This window comes from Bradyrhizobium sp. (assembly GCF_035701725.1).
Lineage (GTDB): Bacteria > Pseudomonadota > Alphaproteobacteria > Rhizobiales > Xanthobacteraceae > Bradyrhizobium.
In genome coordinates this window covers 1-14,291 of record NZ_DASSRP010000094.1, presented here as the reverse complement: position 1 = coordinate 14,291, position 14,291 = coordinate 1, and the positions used below count along the sequence as shown (strand labels likewise).

Genomic DNA, 14,291 nt, shown 5'->3' with positions numbered 1-14,291 from the left:
GAGGCCGGAATCGAGCGCGGCGTCGAGCACGCTCGCCGAATCCCGCAACAGGTTCTTGGCGTGGTCGAGCGTCAGCGCCTGCATGAAACCTTTTGGCGTCAGTCCGGCCCAGCGGCGAAACAGATGGTGCAGTTCGTCCGGTGTGAGGCTTGCTGCCTCCGCCATCGCTTCGATGGTCGGCTGCGTGCGCCAGTGCTCCGAGATGAAGGCGATGGCGCGGCGCACCGAATCGTAGTCGCGCAACGCCGCGTTCTGGCTACCCGGCTTGACCAGGCGAATGTCATTTGCGGCTGATATCATGGCGTCATTCATGGCACGGTTGATCATGCCATCGATGTAGGCCAGGGGCGTCATCCAAACCACCCGGTTTCTGGCCGCCAAAGCGCTGACAAAACAGCAGCCTAGCTTAAGGGATTATAGCTCACCCCGCGCCGGGCAGTCTGGAGGGCGGCAACTAAGGCCTTGGAAAAGCTTTCCTTTTCCTCCGGTCCGAGGAAGCTGGCGATTGCCACCCGGCGGCCCCTCGAGACCAGATAAAGCCGCTCAATGCCAAATTCGGCGTGCGACTTGCGATCGAGCTGAACCCACAGCGGGTTGAAGCGGAATTCCATCACGTGGCCGCGGTGGCTGATCCGCCGCACGCAGAGCTCCGACGGCGTGACGCGAATTTCCTCTGATGCCTTGGCGCGGCGAAAGTTGACGCGAAACGCCCAATAGATCGCAAGCATGTCGAGGCCGAAAAAGCCAACCACCGGCCACGCACCCATAATGAGAAACACGACGCCCGCGGCAAAACTCACCACGCTGACAAACGCCATCAGCACCAGGAAACCGGTGCGGTTGAGCGAGCGGTGCGGCGTCAGCCGCGCCGTAAACAGCTCCACCTCGTTCGGATCAAAATCGTTGCCTGCGGTCATGACGTATCAGTATACCCAACCCATGTCCAAAATCACACGCCGTCTTGCTGCCAAGTCCAAGCCCAAAGCGAAATCAAAATCAAAATCGAAGCGGATGACGGTCCCAGCAAAACCCGTCCGAACGAAAAAGGCTGCGCCGAAGACTATGCAAGCGGCCAAAAAGACAAAACCCTGGACGCCTGCCGAAGTGCGCGAAGCGTTCGAGCGCTTCCGCAAGGCCAATCCGGAGCCGAAAGGCGAGTTGGAACATCTCAATCCCTTCACGCTATTGGTGGCGGTCGTGCTGTCGGCGCAGGCAACCGATGCCGGTGTCAACCGCGCCACGCGCGCGTTGTTCCCGGTCGCCGATACGCCGCAGAAGATGCTCGATCTCGGCGAAGAGAAGCTGCGCGAGTACATCAAGACCGTCGGTCTCTATCGCACCAAAGCCAAGAACGTCATTGCCCTTTCGGAAAAGCTGATCCGCGAATTCGGCGGCGAAGTGCCGCGCACACGCGCCGAGATCGAATCGCTGCCCGGCGCCGGACGCAAGACCGCCAACGTCGTACTCAACATGGCTTTCGGCGAGCACACCATGGCGGTGGACACCCACGTGTTTCGGGTCGGCAATCGCACCGGACTTGCGCCTGGCAAGACACCGCTGGAAGTGGAGCTGGGGTTGGAGCGTGTCATTCCCGGCGAATTCATGCTGCACGCGCATCACTGGCTGATTCTTCATGGCCGCTACACCTGCCTGGCGCGCCAGCCGCGCTGCGCGGTCTGCCTGATCAACGATCTATGCCGCTGGCAGGAAAAGACCTCATAGGCGAGCGGCAGCGAAGCCGTTATTCATAGGCGAGCGGCAGCGAAGCCGTTATTCATAGGGCGAGCGGCAGCGAAGCCGTTGTTCACAGGCGAGCGGCAGCGAAGCCGTTCGTCAGGTCAAAGCCTGCGTCATTAATGGCCGCGCAGCGAGCGCGATTGGTGCTTGTGGCGGAAAGGCACCCAGCCTAGGCTCGTCCTAACGCGCCGACGCCTGAAAACAAAAACGCGGCGCATCGAACGGGAGAGACGCCATGCGATTTCGGTTCGCCGTGGGTGCGGCGTTGTTATCGGCGACCTTTGTGGCGCATCAGGCGCACGCGCAAATTTCCGACGACGTCGTCAAGATCGGCGTGCTCAACGATCAAACGGGTCTCTATGCCGATCTCGGCGGTCCAGGCTCGGTGATCGCAGCCAAAATGGCAGTGGAGGATTTTGGCGGCAAGGTGCTTGGCAAGCCGATCGAGGTGATCTCGGGCGATCACCAGAACAAGTCCGATGTCGGAGCTGCCATTGCGCGCGAATGGTTCGATGTCGGCAAGGTCGACATGGCAATCGGCTTCGATCACTCGGCGGTGGCGCTTGCGGTCTCTCAGCTCGCGGCGGAGAAAAATCGCATCGCAATCGCCGGGGCTGTCGGCTCGACCGCCTTTACCGGCAAGTCATGCACGCCGACCGAAGCGTCCTGGATTTACGATTCCTATGCGCTGACCACGAGTCTCGCGAAAGCGGTTGTGGCGGAAGGTCCCGATACCTGGTTCTTCCTTACGGTCGACTATACGTTCGGACATTCGCTGGAGGCGGATGCCTCGGCCGCAGTCAAGGCCGCCGGCGGCAAGGTGCTGGGCAGCGTGCGCCATCCGCTCAACACCGCCGATTTCTCCTCCTATCTGTTGCAGGCACAGGCTTCCGGCGCCAAGGTCGTGGCGTTCGCCAATGGCGGCGGTGACATGGTCAACGCCACCAAGCAGGCCAACGAGTTTGGCCTGACAAGAAACCAGACCATCGTCTCTCTGCTGGTGTTCATATCGGACGTGCACAGCATGCAGCTGCAGGCGGCCCATGGCCTGAAATTCGTCACGGCGTTCTACTGGGACCGCAACGAGGAGACGCGGGGCTGGTCAAAGCGTTTTTTCGAAAAGTTCGGCCGGATGCCGACCATGCCGCAGGCCGCGGTCTATTCGGCGATCAATCATTATCTCGGCGCGATCGCGGCAGCCGGCACCGATGAGGCCAAGGCCGTGATGGCCAAAATGCGCGAACGGCCGGTCAACGACTTCTACGTCAAAGGCGGAAAGCTCCGCGAGGATGGCCGTCTCGTGCACGACATGTATTTGGCTCAGGTCAAGACGCCCGAGGAATCCACCGGGCCTTGGGATTACTACAGGATCCTTGCCACCATTCCGGGCGATCAGGCCTTTCGATCCCTGGCGGAAGGCGGATGTCCCCTGGTCGCGCGGTAAATTGACGCCGCCCGACGTTTTTGGCCGGCTTTTTCTGCCTATTTGCCACGCGCTTTGCGGATGTGAACCCAGGGCCAATCTGCCGAGACTAATGCACTGACAATTCAGGCAGGGGTCCCCATCGATCGTGAAGAAAACGTGGTATGTTTCAATCCATCTCCCCGAAGAGGAGAAGACCGGGCATTATTCCCGCCGCTCGGAAACTTTTGTCAGCGAAGCCGAAGCCAAGAAATTTGCCGCCACCAAATTCGCGGCCGGGACGGAGATCAGCGCCGGAACGCTCAATCCCGTGACACCGAAGCGAATTATCAAGCCATCCGAAATCGAGAAATGGCTGTCGGAGAAGACAAGCCTGGCTGGGCGCTAGGGTCGATTCCGAAGGTCACCGGTTCCCGGCCGACCGCCGCATCGCCAATTGCCTTCCCCCATCCTGCGCGTCTATTGGTTTTCCTGGACAGGTATTGCCCAGATGACTGCCAGACGCGTTACGCTGACTTTTGACAACGGACCCACACCCGATGTGACCGATCGCGTGCTCGACGTTCTGGCGGGCTTTCGGATCCTGACGACCTTTTTTGTCATCGGCAGCAAGCTCGATAACCTAATGGCCGCCAGCCTGATGCAACAGGCGCATGCGGCCGGCCATTGGATCGGCAATCACACGCTGACCCATACGGTCGCTCTGGGAGACCGGCCGGACCGCAGCTACGCAGTCAGTGAGATCGAAGGGGCGCAGGCGCGCATCGGGCCGTACGCGCACCCCGAGAAGCTGTTTCGGCCCTATGGAAATTCCGGCCATCTCGGGCCGCATCTGCTGAGCAGGGCGGCGCTCGACCATCTCCTCGCGGAAAATTATCGGACGCTGATCTGGAACAGCGTGCCCGGAGATTGGAGAGATCCGGACGGATGGGTCGAAAGCTGCCTGGCGCAGGTTTCGGCGCAAGCCTGGAGCGTGGTGGTGCTGCACGATATCGTCGGCGGCGCTCTGGCGCGCTTGCCTGAATTGTTGCGCCGGCTCGAACAGGCCGGCGTGACGTTCGAACAGAATTTTCCCGACACCGTCACACTTACGCGCGGCGGAAAGATCGTGAGCCTTCCGCAGGATTACATCGCCGACCAGGTCGTGAGGCCGTAAGAGCGGGATTGGGTGGCGCGGCCTGTTTTTCGATGGGAAAGCTCGGGCCGTCGCCAGAGGCGTTATTTCAGCGGCAAAAACACTTCGGCGACCGCCTCATGGGCGGGCACCTCCGGGAAGAAGCTCAGCCGCTGGCAGTAGATCGGGAAGTCGCGGAGTTCCTCGCCGCTCGCCGGAAGCCAGTCGCGATAGAGATAGAGCGCGGCAGGCTCCAGGTTGTCGGTATTGCCAACGACGCGCAGCACTGCGCAGCGTCCGCCGGGGATCTCCCCGGCCTTGATCTCTTCGCCGTTCGCCTCGATCGGTCGGTCGGTCCCGGCGCAGAGGTCGACACTATAATCGGCGGGCGATACCGGACGCCGTTCGGAACGCCAGACGGTGAACGTCGGACTGGTCCTGGGGTGCAGGCCATTGGCCCTGCGCCACGCGATGAAGCGTTGGATCGTAGCGCCGAGCGTTGCCGGGTTGCCCCGATGCTCCATGATCGCGACCGGCGTCGGAGCTACCTCGCGGATCGTCACGTCGTCGGTTGTAAAAGTCTTCATCAGCTTGCTCCTCGCATCGTCGAAAGGCCGGAAGGCCGCAAGCCACGGCTCCCAGTCGGGAGCCTTTCGGAACGACGATGGCGATTGCCCGAACCGTTGCCGAAAGGCGCGGGCGAAGGCGTCCGGTGCATCGTAACCGGCATTCATCGCGATATCCGTGACGCTTTCGGCATCCCGGTAGGCCAGCCGGTATGAAGCGCGCTTCATGCGGGCAAGCTGGATATAGCGATGCACGGACAGTCCGAAGGTGGCCGTGAACTGCCGGTGGAAATGATATTTCGAATAGGCTGCGACGCGGCTCAGCGCGTCCAGGTCCAGATCGCCGTCCAGATGCCGGTCGATGTGATCCAGCACCCGCTGCATCCGGGCATGGTAGTCCTGAAGCGCCGCTTTCATCGTTCCTCCGTGGCGCCCGCATCTGAGCGCACACAGCCATCACGCGCTCGACCGATCTTGCGGTTTTGCCAGGGGTCGGCTACGCCGCCGGTAGCCGCGACTTTCGCGAGGGTTCGATCAGCTCCGGCCGCGGCCCACTCAAACGCTTGTGCATGTGAACCATAAAGGCCATGGCGAAAACCGGCGTCGCCAGGTTGAGAAGCGGAATCGAGACAAAGGCGGCGATGAATAGCCCGGCCGTGAATACGGTGGCGGCGTTATCCCTGCGCATGGCCTTGGCTTCCTGCGGCGAGCGGAACCGCATCGCCGCGAGCTCGAAATATTCCCGCCCCAAGAGCCACGCTGTGGCAACGAAGAACAGGATGAACCCGACGCCGGCAAACAGCAGGAATGGCAGCACGATCAGGTAAACGAGTATCGTGAGCAGTGCGGTCTTGATGCCTTCGGGGATCGCAATGCTGAGGGGCAGCGCGGTGCCCGGCCGCTCGGCCGGATAGTGTTCGCGCTCGACATGGTCGGCGACCTCATCGACGAATAGGCTCGCCACCAGCGAGGTGATGGCCGGCATCAACATGACCGCGCCGAACACGATGCCGAGGCCGGCGGCGATCGACACGATCCAGGCCAGCACGTTGAGCGTCGTCTGAAAGGATGGACCGAGCAGCGCCTCAAGCCAGACTTCGCCCGAGGTCGCAAGCCAGCTCAAGAAGCGCTGCAAGCCGATCGACACCACGACGATCAAAACCAGCGCGAGGCCGATCGATCGCCACAGGATCGAGCGCATCGGCGGCGACAGGGTTTGCGACAGCGCCTTGACTGCGGCATCAAGCATAGTCGGCTTAACCTCCAGCGTGAGCTGCTGCGAGAGGTAGCGATGGCAGAAGGGTTCGGCAAGGCCTGGGCGCTTGCCCCGCGGCGCCGGTAGCGGAATGAATGAGGGGAGTGCGCGAAGACGGCGAGGCGTGCGCTACTTACGTAGCCGGAAGCGGTGCTTCCTGGTCAGCCGCTTCAGGAGCAAGCGGCGGTGCCTTGAGCGCTTCTGGAAACACACCGAATTCGCCCGCTACCTCCGCGAGCGGCTTCTGTTTGTCGGCCCAGTGCAGCGAGGTGTAGTCGAACCCGGTTACGATGGTCGGCTTGACGATCTCGAAATAGGGCGAGATGTCGAAGTCGCGCGGCATATAGAGCGAAGAGTCGCGGATATGCAGGATTTCGCGGCGCGCCTGCCGCGAGCCGGCGCGCGTGATCTTGGGCAGGATCGGATAGCGCACGGCGTCAAACGCCTGCGCGATCAGCGCCGAGCAGATGATCTTGGTCGGGTCGCCCGAGCCGAACGCGATCATGCGCCGTCGAAAGCGCTGCGGGATCGGCAGCGGAATCAAATAGCGCATCAAATCGAGGATATTCTTGGTGTCGTAGCCGAAGCCGATCCGGTTGATGGCGTAGCGGCAAACCGTGTAGCGATCCTCGTAGGTCAAGCCGACCGGCCGGCACAGCCGCGTGTGGTAGGAGAAATATTTCGACAGCGGGGCCGAGGTCACGCCCTCGCCGACATTGGCTTCGATCAGAACATGCTGTTCGCCGTCCGGCTCCGCCGCGCCGTCGACCGGACCGACATAGAGCGCCGCGTGCGACCAGGTCGATTGGGTCAGATATTTGATGATGCCGGAAATGCGGTTGTTGCCTTCGACCAGCAGCACGTCGCCGGGCTGGACGATGCTGCGCAGATGGTCGGGCTCGCTCGGGGTGAACGGCTCATAGCCGGGCACTTCCTTTTGAAGATAGGAAGCGATCCACTTGCCGACAGTGTCGAGCATTACGCCCATAGTTCCCCCCAAGCGAATTTGGTTTGGCCATCAGAGGCCCCCATCCGCTTTTTGGAAGCTTATCTTGGTCGAAAGCGGTTGCAATTTAGTTCATGGCGGCAAGAGATCAATCATGATTGATTCACCATGATGGTTGCGGCCAATGGCGGGATGCGGCAAGTTGTAAAATTCATTCATCGGTGGAACGGATATGGCTTTCGCAGACCCGTCCACCGCTGGTGCGGCACCGCCAATATCAATTCGAAACTTCACTGGAAACATGCATTTGCTGGTGGTCCCATGATTCCGACATTGGCCGAAGCGCCCGCCGAAAAGCGGCGCGAATGTTAGAAGCGCATCACCAGTTGTTCACTTTGTTCTCAACAATTCCGGGCCCTGCGATATGGCGATGACGCGGCGCGACCTCCTTGCGGCATCCGCTGCCTTCGCGGCGGCGCCCGGCTTCGTCAGCCGTGCTTTTGCCGCGCCGCTGCCGCGCGAGGCCGATATTGTCGTGATCGGCGCGGGCGCGGCCGGCATCGCCGCGGCGCGGCGCATTCGGGCGGCTGGCCGCAAGGTGATCGTTGTCGAGGCGGACAGCCGGCTCGGCGGCCGATGCTGGACCGACGTGAGCAGCTTCGACGTGCCGTTCGATCGCGGCGCGCGCTGGCTGCATAACCCCGAGACCAATCCGATGATCAGGCTGGCGCGCGGCGCCGGGCTCGAGATTTCCGCAGCTCCCTTGGGCCAGAGAATCCGCGTCGGCCAGCGCTATGCGCGCGCCGGAGAAACCGAGGAGTTTCTTGCCGCGCTCGTTCGCGCCAACCGCGCGATCGATGAAGCGACGCGCGGCGGCAAGCCCGACGTCGCCTGCGCATCGGTGTTGCCGAAGGATCTCGGCGACTGGGCCGGCACTGCAGAATTTGTGCTCGGCGCCGGCGGCATCGGCAAGGACCTGCGCGAGGTCTCGGCGATCGACAAGTCGCGCGCGCAGGATCGCAACGCCGCGATCGGGTGTCGCCAGGGCGCGGGCGCGCTCGTTGCGAAGCTGGGCGAAGGCGTGCCGACCGCGCTGTCGACGCCGGCGAGCCAGATCAGCTGGAATAACCGCGAAGTCGCGGTCGAAACGCCGGCGGGACGGATCGCGGCGCGTGCGGCAATCGTTACGGTTTCGAGCAATGTGCTCGCGGCGGGCAATATCAAGTTCACGCCTGAACTGCCGAAGCGTCAGCTCGAAGCCGCTGCAAAGCTCTCGCTTGGAAGCTATGACCGCATCGCCCTGCAACTGCCCGGCAACCCTTTTGGCCTCGGGCGCGACGAGGCGGTTATCGAACAGAGCAAATCAACCCGCACCGCGCTCCTGTCGGCGAATGTCGGCGGATCCGCGCTGTGTTTGATCGATATCGGGGGCTCGTTCGGCCGCGATCTCACCAGCCAGGGTGAGAAGGCGATGGTGGCGTTCGCGATCGAATGGCTGAAGGGATTGTTCGGTAGCGATATTGCAGCGATCGTGAAGCGATCGAGCGTGACGCGCTGGAACGCCTCGCCGCTGACCCTTGGCGCGATGTCCGTGGCTGCGCCAGGCGGCGAGCCGTCGCGAAAGATACTCACCGAGCCGCTCGGCAACCTGTTCCTCGCCGGCGAGGCCACCCACGAAACGCTCTGGGGAACGGTCGACGGCGCCTGGGAAAGCGGTGAGCGTGCCGCGGAAGCCGCGCTGAGGAAGATCGGCGCGCTGAACGATGCCATTGCCGCGCCAGAACGGGGCACCCAGCGCCGCCGCTCGCGCGGCGCGTTCAACTGATGACGCCAGGTAAAATGATGTCGAGGCCACGTGCGCTGATCTCCTGGTCGAGCGGCAAGGACAGCGCGTTCGCGCTTCACGAAATCAGGCAAGCCGGCGCCTTCGATGTCGTCGGCGCCGTGACCACCCTCACCGAAACCTTCGGCCGCGTTTCCATTCATGGCGTGAGACAAGAAATACTATTGGCCCAGCTCGCGGCCGCGGGCTTGCCGCCGCGGATCGTGCCGATCCCTTATCCCTGCCCGAACGAAATCTACGAGGCGCGCATGGGGGAGGTGGTGGCTCAGGCGGTACAGGCCGGCATCACCCACATGATCTTCGGCGATCTTTATCTGGCGGAGATCCGCGCCTATCGCGAACATAAGCTCGCGGGCACGGGCATTACGCCGGTGTTTCCATTGTGGGACAGGCCGACGCGGGCGCTGGCGCAAGCGATGATCGCAAGCGGGCTCGAGGCGTATCTTGCGACCGTCGATCTGAAAAAATTGCCCGCAGGCTTTGCCGGACGCAAGTTCGACGAGAAGCTGCTCGCCGATCTGCCTGAGGGCGTCGATCCCTGCGGCGAGAACGGCGAGTTTCACACTTGCGTGGTCGCGGGTCCGATGTTCTCGCATCGGCTCGCGGTGAAGCCGGCCGAGCGCGTCGAACGCGACGGTTATGCGTATTGCGACCTGATGATGAGCTGAGCCGCGAGCGACAATCTGCCAGGGTTGTCGTTCCGGGTCGCGAGAGAATCGAGCGAACCCGAAATCTCGAGATCCGGGTCTGGTCCTTCGGACCATCCCGGAATGACCGGGACTCTCAGCGCAGCACGCCGCCGGTCTTCTTGCCGACTTCGGCTACGATCTTGGCCGCGACCGCCTCGATCTCCTGATCGGTCATGGTCCTTTCGCGCGGCTGGATCGTCACCGCGATCGCAACCGATTTCTTTCCGTCCTCGATGCCCTTGCCTTCGTAGACGTCGAACACGGTCACGCCGGTGATCAGCTTCCTGTCGACGCTCGAGGCGGCGCGCAGGATGTCGGCGGCCTTCACGGCGCGATCGACGATGAAGGCGAAATCGCGCGAGACCGGCTGGAAGGCGGAGAGCTCGATCGCCGGCTTGGCACGGGTCGGCCGCTGCTTGGCTTCGGGGATGCGGTCGAGGATCACCTCGAAGGCGACCATCGGGCCGTCGGCGCCGAGCTTCTCCAGCGCGCGCGGATGCAATTCGCCGAAATGGCCGAGTACGTTTTGCGGGCCGATCTGGATGGTGCCGGAGCGGCCCGGATGCATCCAACTCGCCCCGCCGGGCACCACCTGCAACGCTGCGAGCGGCGCGCCGGCGGCAATGAGCACGGCGAATGCATCCGCTTTGGCATCGAACAGGCTCGCCGTCGCCGAACCGGACCAGCTGCGTCCGAGACCCGAGGACGAGGCAAAGCCATGACGTACACCGGCGGCGGCCGTGAACTGATCTTCCGGCCGGTCGCCCTTGAAGATCTGACCGACCTCGAACAGCCCGACATCGGGAAAACCGCGGTCGGAATTGGCTTGCACGGCCGCGATCAGCCCCGGCAGCAGGCTCGGCCGCATGTCGGACAGGTCAGATGCGATCGGATTGGCGAGCGAAAGCTCCGGTCTGCCGCCGCCGAACAGCTCGGCCTGCGGTCTTGAGATGAACGACCACGTGACCGTTTCCACCATGCCACGCGCGGCGAGCGCGCGCTTGGCGCGGCGGGTGCGCAACTGCATCGGCTTGAGCACCGGCTTGCGCGGCGCGTCGCCGCGCTCGAACGGCGTCATCGGCACCTGATCGACGCCAACGATGCGCACGATTTCCTCGACGATGTCGGCCTTGCCGTGCACATCCGATCGCCACGAGGGAATCGCGACCTTCACGGTCGCGCCCTGTCCCGCCACCATGAAGCCGAGATGGCCGAGGATGCGCTTGATTTCGGGGAAAGCGACCTCAAGGCCCGCCAGACGCTTCACCTCCGTGATCGGAAAATCGATGATGCGGTCGTGCCCGAAGGCGTTGCCGACCACGATATTTTCAGACGCCGTGCCGCCGCAGATCTCCATCACGAGTTTGGTGGCCATTTCCAGCCCCGGCACCATGAAGTGCGGGTCGACCCCGCGCTCGAAACGATAGCGCGCGTCGGAATTGATGCCGAGCTTGCGGCCGGTCTGGGCGATATTGATCTCGTTCCACAGCGCCGATTCGATCAGCACGTCGGTGGTCGCTTCCGAGCAGCCGGAGGCTTCGCCGCCCATGATGCCGGCGAGCGATTCGACGCCGTGCTCGTCGGCGATCACGCACATCGAACTATCGAGCGTGTAGGTGCGGCCGTCGAGCGCCAAGAGCGTCTCGCCGTCGCGACCGTGGCGCACCACCAGATCGCCCTTCACCTTGGCCGCATCGAACACGTGCAACGGGCGCGCGCGGTCGTAGGTCATGAAATTCGTGATATCGACTAGCGCATTGATCGGGCGCAGGCCGATCGAGGTCAGGCGCTTTTGCAGCCACTGCGGCGATGGACCGTTCTTGACGCCGCGCACCAGGCGCAGCGCAAAGCCCGGACAAAGCTTGGCGTCTTCGACCTTCACTTTCACCGGGCAGGGGAATTCGCCCTTGATGGGTCGGATCGCCGGGTCCTTGAACTTGCCCATGTCGGCCGCGGCGAGGTCGCGCGCGATGCCGTGCACGCCCGTGCAATCCTGCCGGTTCGGCGTCAGGTTGATTTCGAACACGGGATCGCCAAGTCCGGCCCAAGCCGCATAGGGCGTGCCGATCGGGGCGTCCGCAGGCAATTCCATGATGCCGTCGTGGTCTTCGGAAATTTTCAGCTCGGCCGCCGAGCACAGCATGCCGCGGCTCTCGACGCCTCTGATGGTGCCGACGCCGAGCGTGATGTCCTTGCCGGGAATATAGGTGCCGGGCGGCGAAAATACGCTGATCAGCCCTGCGCGCGCATTCGGCGCGCCGCAGACCACCTGCACCGGTGCGGCACCATTGCCGGGATCGACCATGCAGACGCGCAGGCGGTCGGCATTGGGATGCTGCTCGGCCGAGATCACGCGTGCGATGGTGAACGGCGCGAGCTGCTTGGCCTTGTCTTCGAGGCCTTCGACCTCGAGCCCGATCATGGTGAGCTTTTCGGCGAGCTTCTCCACCGTCTCGTCGGTGTCGAGATGTTCCTTCAGCCAGGAGAGGGTGAATTTCACGTGCTCAACCCTCCGGCCAGCGTCGGGATATCGAGCGGCTTGAAGCCGTAATGCGACAGCCAGCGCACGTCGCTCTCGAACAGCTGCCGCAGATCGCTCATGCCGTATTTCAGCATCGCAATGCGGTCGATACCCATGCCCCAGGCAAAGCCCTGATAGACGTCCGGATCGATGCCGCAAGCGCGCAGCACGTTCGGATGCACCATGCCGCAGCCGAGAATCTCCAGCCAATCCTCGCCTTCGCCGAAACGAATCTCGCCATTGCCGCGCCGGCACTGGATGTCGACCTCGAGCGAAGGCTCGGTGAACGGGAAGAACGACGGGCGGAAGCGCATATTGATGTGGTCGACCTCGAAGAAGGCCTTGCAGAACTCGTGCAGGATCCACTTCAGGTGGCCGAGATGCGAGTGCTTGTCGATCACGAGACCTTCGACCTGGTGGAATTGCGGCGTATGGGTCGCGTCGGAATCAATGCGGTAGGTGCGCCCCGGGCAGATCACGCGGATCGGCGGCTGCTGGCTCAGCATCGTGCGTACCTGCACCGGCGAGGTGTGGGTCCGCAGCAGCATGCGCGAGCCGTCTTGCTTCGGATTGAAGAAGAATGTGTCGTGCATCTCCCGCGCCGGATGGCCTTCCGGGAAATTCAGCTTGGTGAAGTTGTAATCGTCGGTCTCGATGTCCGGCCCCTCGGCGACGGAAAAGCCCATGTCGGCAAAGATCGCCGTCAGTTCGTCCCAGACCTGGCTCAAGGGGTGAATGCGGCCGGTGTCCGCAGGTGCCTCGCGCACGGGCAGCGTGACGTCAACGGTCTCGGCGGCGAGCCGCGCGTCGAGCGCGGCGGATTTCAAGACCTCGCGCCGCGCGGCGAGCGCCTCCGTTACCTTGTCCTTGGCCAGGTTGATCGCGGCGCCTTGCGTCTTGCGCTCCTCGGGCGACATCTTGCCGAGCGTTGCCAAGAGCGCCGAGATCGAGCCCTTCTTGCCGAGCGCGGCAACGCGTACGGCTTCCAGCGCGGCTTCGTCGGGCGAAGCGGCGATCTCTGAAAGAATCTGCAATTCGAGTTGAGCAAAATCGGACATAGCGACGCCCCGTGCTCCCACCTCCCCCTGGAGGGGGGAGGTCGGTTCGCGGTGCGAACCGGGTGGGGGTGAGAGAACTTATGGGGCGTACAAGCGTGTCGGCAGGACACCCCACCCCGACGCTCCGGACGCCGCTATGCGTGGCCGATCGCGTCGACCCTCCCCCTCCAGGGGAGGGTGAAGACTTCAAGCCGCGAGCGCGGCCTTGGCCTTTTCGGCGATCGCCTGGAACGCGGCCGGTTCGTTGATCGCGAGATCGGACAGCACCTTGCGGTCGACGGTGATGCCGGATTTCGACAGGCCGTTGATAAACACGCTGTAGGTCATTCCGAACGGGCGAACGGCGGCGTTGAGGCGCTGAATCCAGAGCGCGCGGAAAGTGCGCTTCTTGCGCTTGCGGTCGCGGAAGGCGTACTGGCCGGCCTTTTCGACGGCCGGCTTGGCGGCGCGGATCGTGTTCTTGCGGCGGCCGTAGTAACCCTTGGCGGCCTTGTAGACTTTCTTGTGCTTGGCGTGGGCGGTCACACCGCGTTTGACGCGAGCCATGACGGAGCTCCTTGAAATTCAAAAAATGGGTGACAGATCGCCGCGCGAACGCGGCGCAGGTTGAGTGCGATCAGGCGTTCGGCAGGAAATACTTTTTGACGTTGTCGCCGTCGGTCTTGAACAGCACATTGGTGCCGCGCAATTGGCGGATTTGCTTCTTGGTGCGCTTGATCATTCCGTGGCGCTTGCCCGATTGGGCATAGAGCACCTTTCCGGACCCTGTCACCTTGAAGCGCTTTTTGGCGCCCGACTTGGTCTTGATCTTGGGCATTTGGCTCTCCTCAATGAAATAAGCGTCCGAGCTCCGGCTCGAACGCCGACGATCGTCCAACGATCGCGTGCTGATGAGCACTTCACCGCCGCCACGGCAGCCCGTTAATCGGCCGGGCGGCAGGAAGGGCGCGGTTATGGCAGAGAGTGGCCGTAAAGGCAATCGGCACGTGCCGGTGGATCGGACCTCCGATGGCATCTGCTGACGGCAGATTCCTCTTGTTATTCTACTATCTTAGCCAAGGTCAGACGGTTGGAAGCCGCGGCGGAGGTCGTCCTCGGAGGCGGGTTGCGATTTTATAGGAAAGGCGTGTCGATCCCAG

The 14,291-nt window shown here is 62.9% G+C and carries 15 protein-coding genes; 6 read left to right on the top strand and 9 right to left on the bottom strand.

All coding sequences use genetic code 11. The features are described from left to right. Together VFL62_RS05015 and VFL62_RS05010 are read right to left on the bottom strand one after the other, a co-directional pair. A partial coding sequence (locus tag VFL62_RS05015) for a helix-turn-helix domain-containing protein (RefSeq protein ID WP_414644609.1) occupies window positions 1–327 on the bottom strand: 327 nt, incomplete at its 3' end. 74 nt (window positions 328–401) lie between these two features. Beyond that, window positions 402–917 (bottom strand): DUF2244 domain-containing protein, encoded by a 516-nt coding sequence (locus VFL62_RS05010; RefSeq protein WP_325171270.1) that lies wholly within the window; start codon window positions 915–917, stop codon window positions 402–404. A gap of 22 nt (window positions 918–939) precedes the next feature. On the opposite strand from VFL62_RS05010, the gene nth reads away from it, so the two are divergent. The 4 genes from nth (at window position 940) to VFL62_RS04990 (ending at window position 4,316) form a co-directional block, all read left to right on the top strand. Next, window positions 940–1,722, top strand: coding sequence for an endonuclease III (nth, locus tag VFL62_RS05005; protein WP_414644608.1), 783 nt, complete (start codon window positions 940–942; stop codon window positions 1,720–1,722). A gap of 250 nt (window positions 1,723–1,972) precedes the next feature. Beyond that, the gene (locus VFL62_RS05000) at window positions 1,973–3,181 is read left to right on the top strand and encodes an ABC transporter substrate-binding protein (protein WP_325171268.1); all 1,209 of its coding nucleotides are present in this window, start codon (window positions 1,973–1,975) and stop codon (window positions 3,179–3,181) included. A gap of 127 nt (window positions 3,182–3,308) precedes the next feature. Then, on the top strand, window positions 3,309–3,548 hold the full coding sequence (locus VFL62_RS04995; RefSeq protein ID WP_325171267.1) for a hypothetical protein: 240 nt from the start codon (window positions 3,309–3,311) through the stop codon (window positions 3,546–3,548). 102 nt (window positions 3,549–3,650) lie between these two features. Beyond that, on the top strand, window positions 3,651–4,316 hold the full coding sequence (locus VFL62_RS04990; protein WP_325171266.1) for a polysaccharide deacetylase family protein: 666 nt from the start codon (window positions 3,651–3,653) through the stop codon (window positions 4,314–4,316). Between the two features lie 62 nt (window positions 4,317–4,378). Here VFL62_RS04990 and VFL62_RS04985 read toward each other — a convergent pair whose 3' ends face one another. The 3 genes from VFL62_RS04985 to VFL62_RS04975 all read right to left on the bottom strand — a co-directional run bounded on the left by VFL62_RS04985 (window position 4,379) and on the right by VFL62_RS04975 (window position 7,083). After that, complete coding sequence (locus tag VFL62_RS04985) at window positions 4,379–5,257, bottom strand: AraC family transcriptional regulator (protein ID WP_325171265.1); 879 nt, start codon at window positions 5,255–5,257, stop codon at window positions 4,379–4,381. Between the two features lie 79 nt (window positions 5,258–5,336). Then, on the bottom strand, window positions 5,337–6,089 hold the full coding sequence (locus VFL62_RS04980; protein WP_325171264.1) for a sulfate transporter family protein: 753 nt from the start codon (window positions 6,087–6,089) through the stop codon (window positions 5,337–5,339). Between the two features lie 139 nt (window positions 6,090–6,228). Beyond that, the gene (locus VFL62_RS04975; RefSeq protein ID WP_325171263.1) at window positions 6,229–7,083 is read right to left on the bottom strand and encodes a YiiX/YebB-like N1pC/P60 family cysteine hydrolase; all 855 of its coding nucleotides are present in this window, start codon (window positions 7,081–7,083) and stop codon (window positions 6,229–6,231) included. Between the two features lie 382 nt (window positions 7,084–7,465). Here VFL62_RS04975 and VFL62_RS04970 point away from each other — a divergent pair, with 382 nt between their 5' ends. Both VFL62_RS04970 and VFL62_RS04965 read left to right on the top strand, forming a co-directional pair. Beyond that, entirely contained in the window at window positions 7,466–8,866 is a 1,401-nt protein-coding gene (locus VFL62_RS04970) for a flavin monoamine oxidase family protein (protein WP_325171262.1), read from the top strand. Window positions 8,867–8,883: 17 nt separating this feature from the next. Continuing rightward, complete coding sequence (locus VFL62_RS04965; protein ID WP_325171261.1) at window positions 8,884–9,552, top strand: ATP-binding protein; 669 nt, start codon at window positions 8,884–8,886, stop codon at window positions 9,550–9,552. A 115-nt stretch (window positions 9,553–9,667) separates the two neighbouring features. Here the strand turns inward: VFL62_RS04965 and pheT are convergent, their stop codons facing one another. From pheT to rpmI, 4 genes are all read right to left on the bottom strand, one after another. Continuing rightward, window positions 9,668–12,073, bottom strand: coding sequence for a phenylalanine--tRNA ligase subunit beta (pheT, locus tag VFL62_RS04960; protein ID WP_325171260.1), 2,406 nt, complete (start codon window positions 12,071–12,073; stop codon window positions 9,668–9,670). Then, window positions 12,070–13,152: a phenylalanine--tRNA ligase subunit alpha gene (gene pheS, locus VFL62_RS04955; protein ID WP_325171259.1), complete on the bottom strand. Its 1,083-nt coding sequence runs from the start codon at window positions 13,150–13,152 to the stop codon at window positions 12,070–12,072. The genes pheT and pheS overlap by 4 nt, the downstream gene beginning before the upstream one ends. Window positions 13,153–13,338: 186 nt before the next feature. After that, on the bottom strand, window positions 13,339–13,698 hold the full coding sequence (gene rplT, locus VFL62_RS04950) for a 50S ribosomal protein L20 (RefSeq protein WP_325171258.1): 360 nt from the start codon (window positions 13,696–13,698) through the stop codon (window positions 13,339–13,341). A gap of 70 nt (window positions 13,699–13,768) precedes the next feature. After that, on the bottom strand, window positions 13,769–13,969 hold the full coding sequence (rpmI, locus tag VFL62_RS04945; RefSeq protein ID WP_325171257.1) for a 50S ribosomal protein L35: 201 nt from the start codon (window positions 13,967–13,969) through the stop codon (window positions 13,769–13,771). Between the last annotated feature and the right edge of the window lie 322 nt (window positions 13,970–14,291).

Bases quoted from the DNA above. Each gene is read 5' to 3' on its own strand.
- VFL62_RS05010 (WP_325171270.1), bottom strand. From the start codon at position 917: ATGACCGCAGGCAACGATTTTGATCCGAACGAGGTGGAGCTGTTTACG.
- nth (WP_414644608.1), top strand. From the start codon at position 940: ATGTCCAAAATCACACGCCGTCTTGCTGCCAAGTCCAAGCCCAAAGCG.
- VFL62_RS05000 (WP_325171268.1), top strand. From the start codon at position 1,973: ATGCGATTTCGGTTCGCCGTGGGTGCGGCGTTGTTATCGGCGACCTTT.
- VFL62_RS04990 (WP_325171266.1), top strand. From the start codon at position 3,651: ATGACTGCCAGACGCGTTACGCTGACTTTTGACAACGGACCCACACCC.
- VFL62_RS04985 (WP_325171265.1), bottom strand. From the start codon at position 5,257: ATGAAAGCGGCGCTTCAGGACTACCATGCCCGGATGCAGCGGGTGCTG.
- VFL62_RS04980 (WP_325171264.1), bottom strand. From the start codon at position 6,089: ATGCTTGATGCCGCAGTCAAGGCGCTGTCGCAAACCCTGTCGCCGCCG.
- VFL62_RS04975 (WP_325171263.1), bottom strand. From the start codon at position 7,083: ATGGGCGTAATGCTCGACACTGTCGGCAAGTGGATCGCTTCCTATCTT.
- VFL62_RS04970 (WP_325171262.1), top strand. From the start codon at position 7,466: ATGGCGATGACGCGGCGCGACCTCCTTGCGGCATCCGCTGCCTTCGCG.
- VFL62_RS04965 (WP_325171261.1), top strand. From the start codon at position 8,884: ATGTCGAGGCCACGTGCGCTGATCTCCTGGTCGAGCGGCAAGGACAGC.
- pheS (WP_325171259.1), bottom strand. From the start codon at position 13,152: ATGTCCGATTTTGCTCAACTCGAATTGCAGATTCTTTCAGAGATCGCC.
- rplT (WP_325171258.1), bottom strand. From the start codon at position 13,698: ATGGCTCGCGTCAAACGCGGTGTGACCGCCCACGCCAAGCACAAGAAA.
- rpmI (WP_325171257.1), bottom strand. From the start codon at position 13,969: ATGCCCAAGATCAAGACCAAGTCGGGCGCCAAAAAGCGCTTCAAGGTG.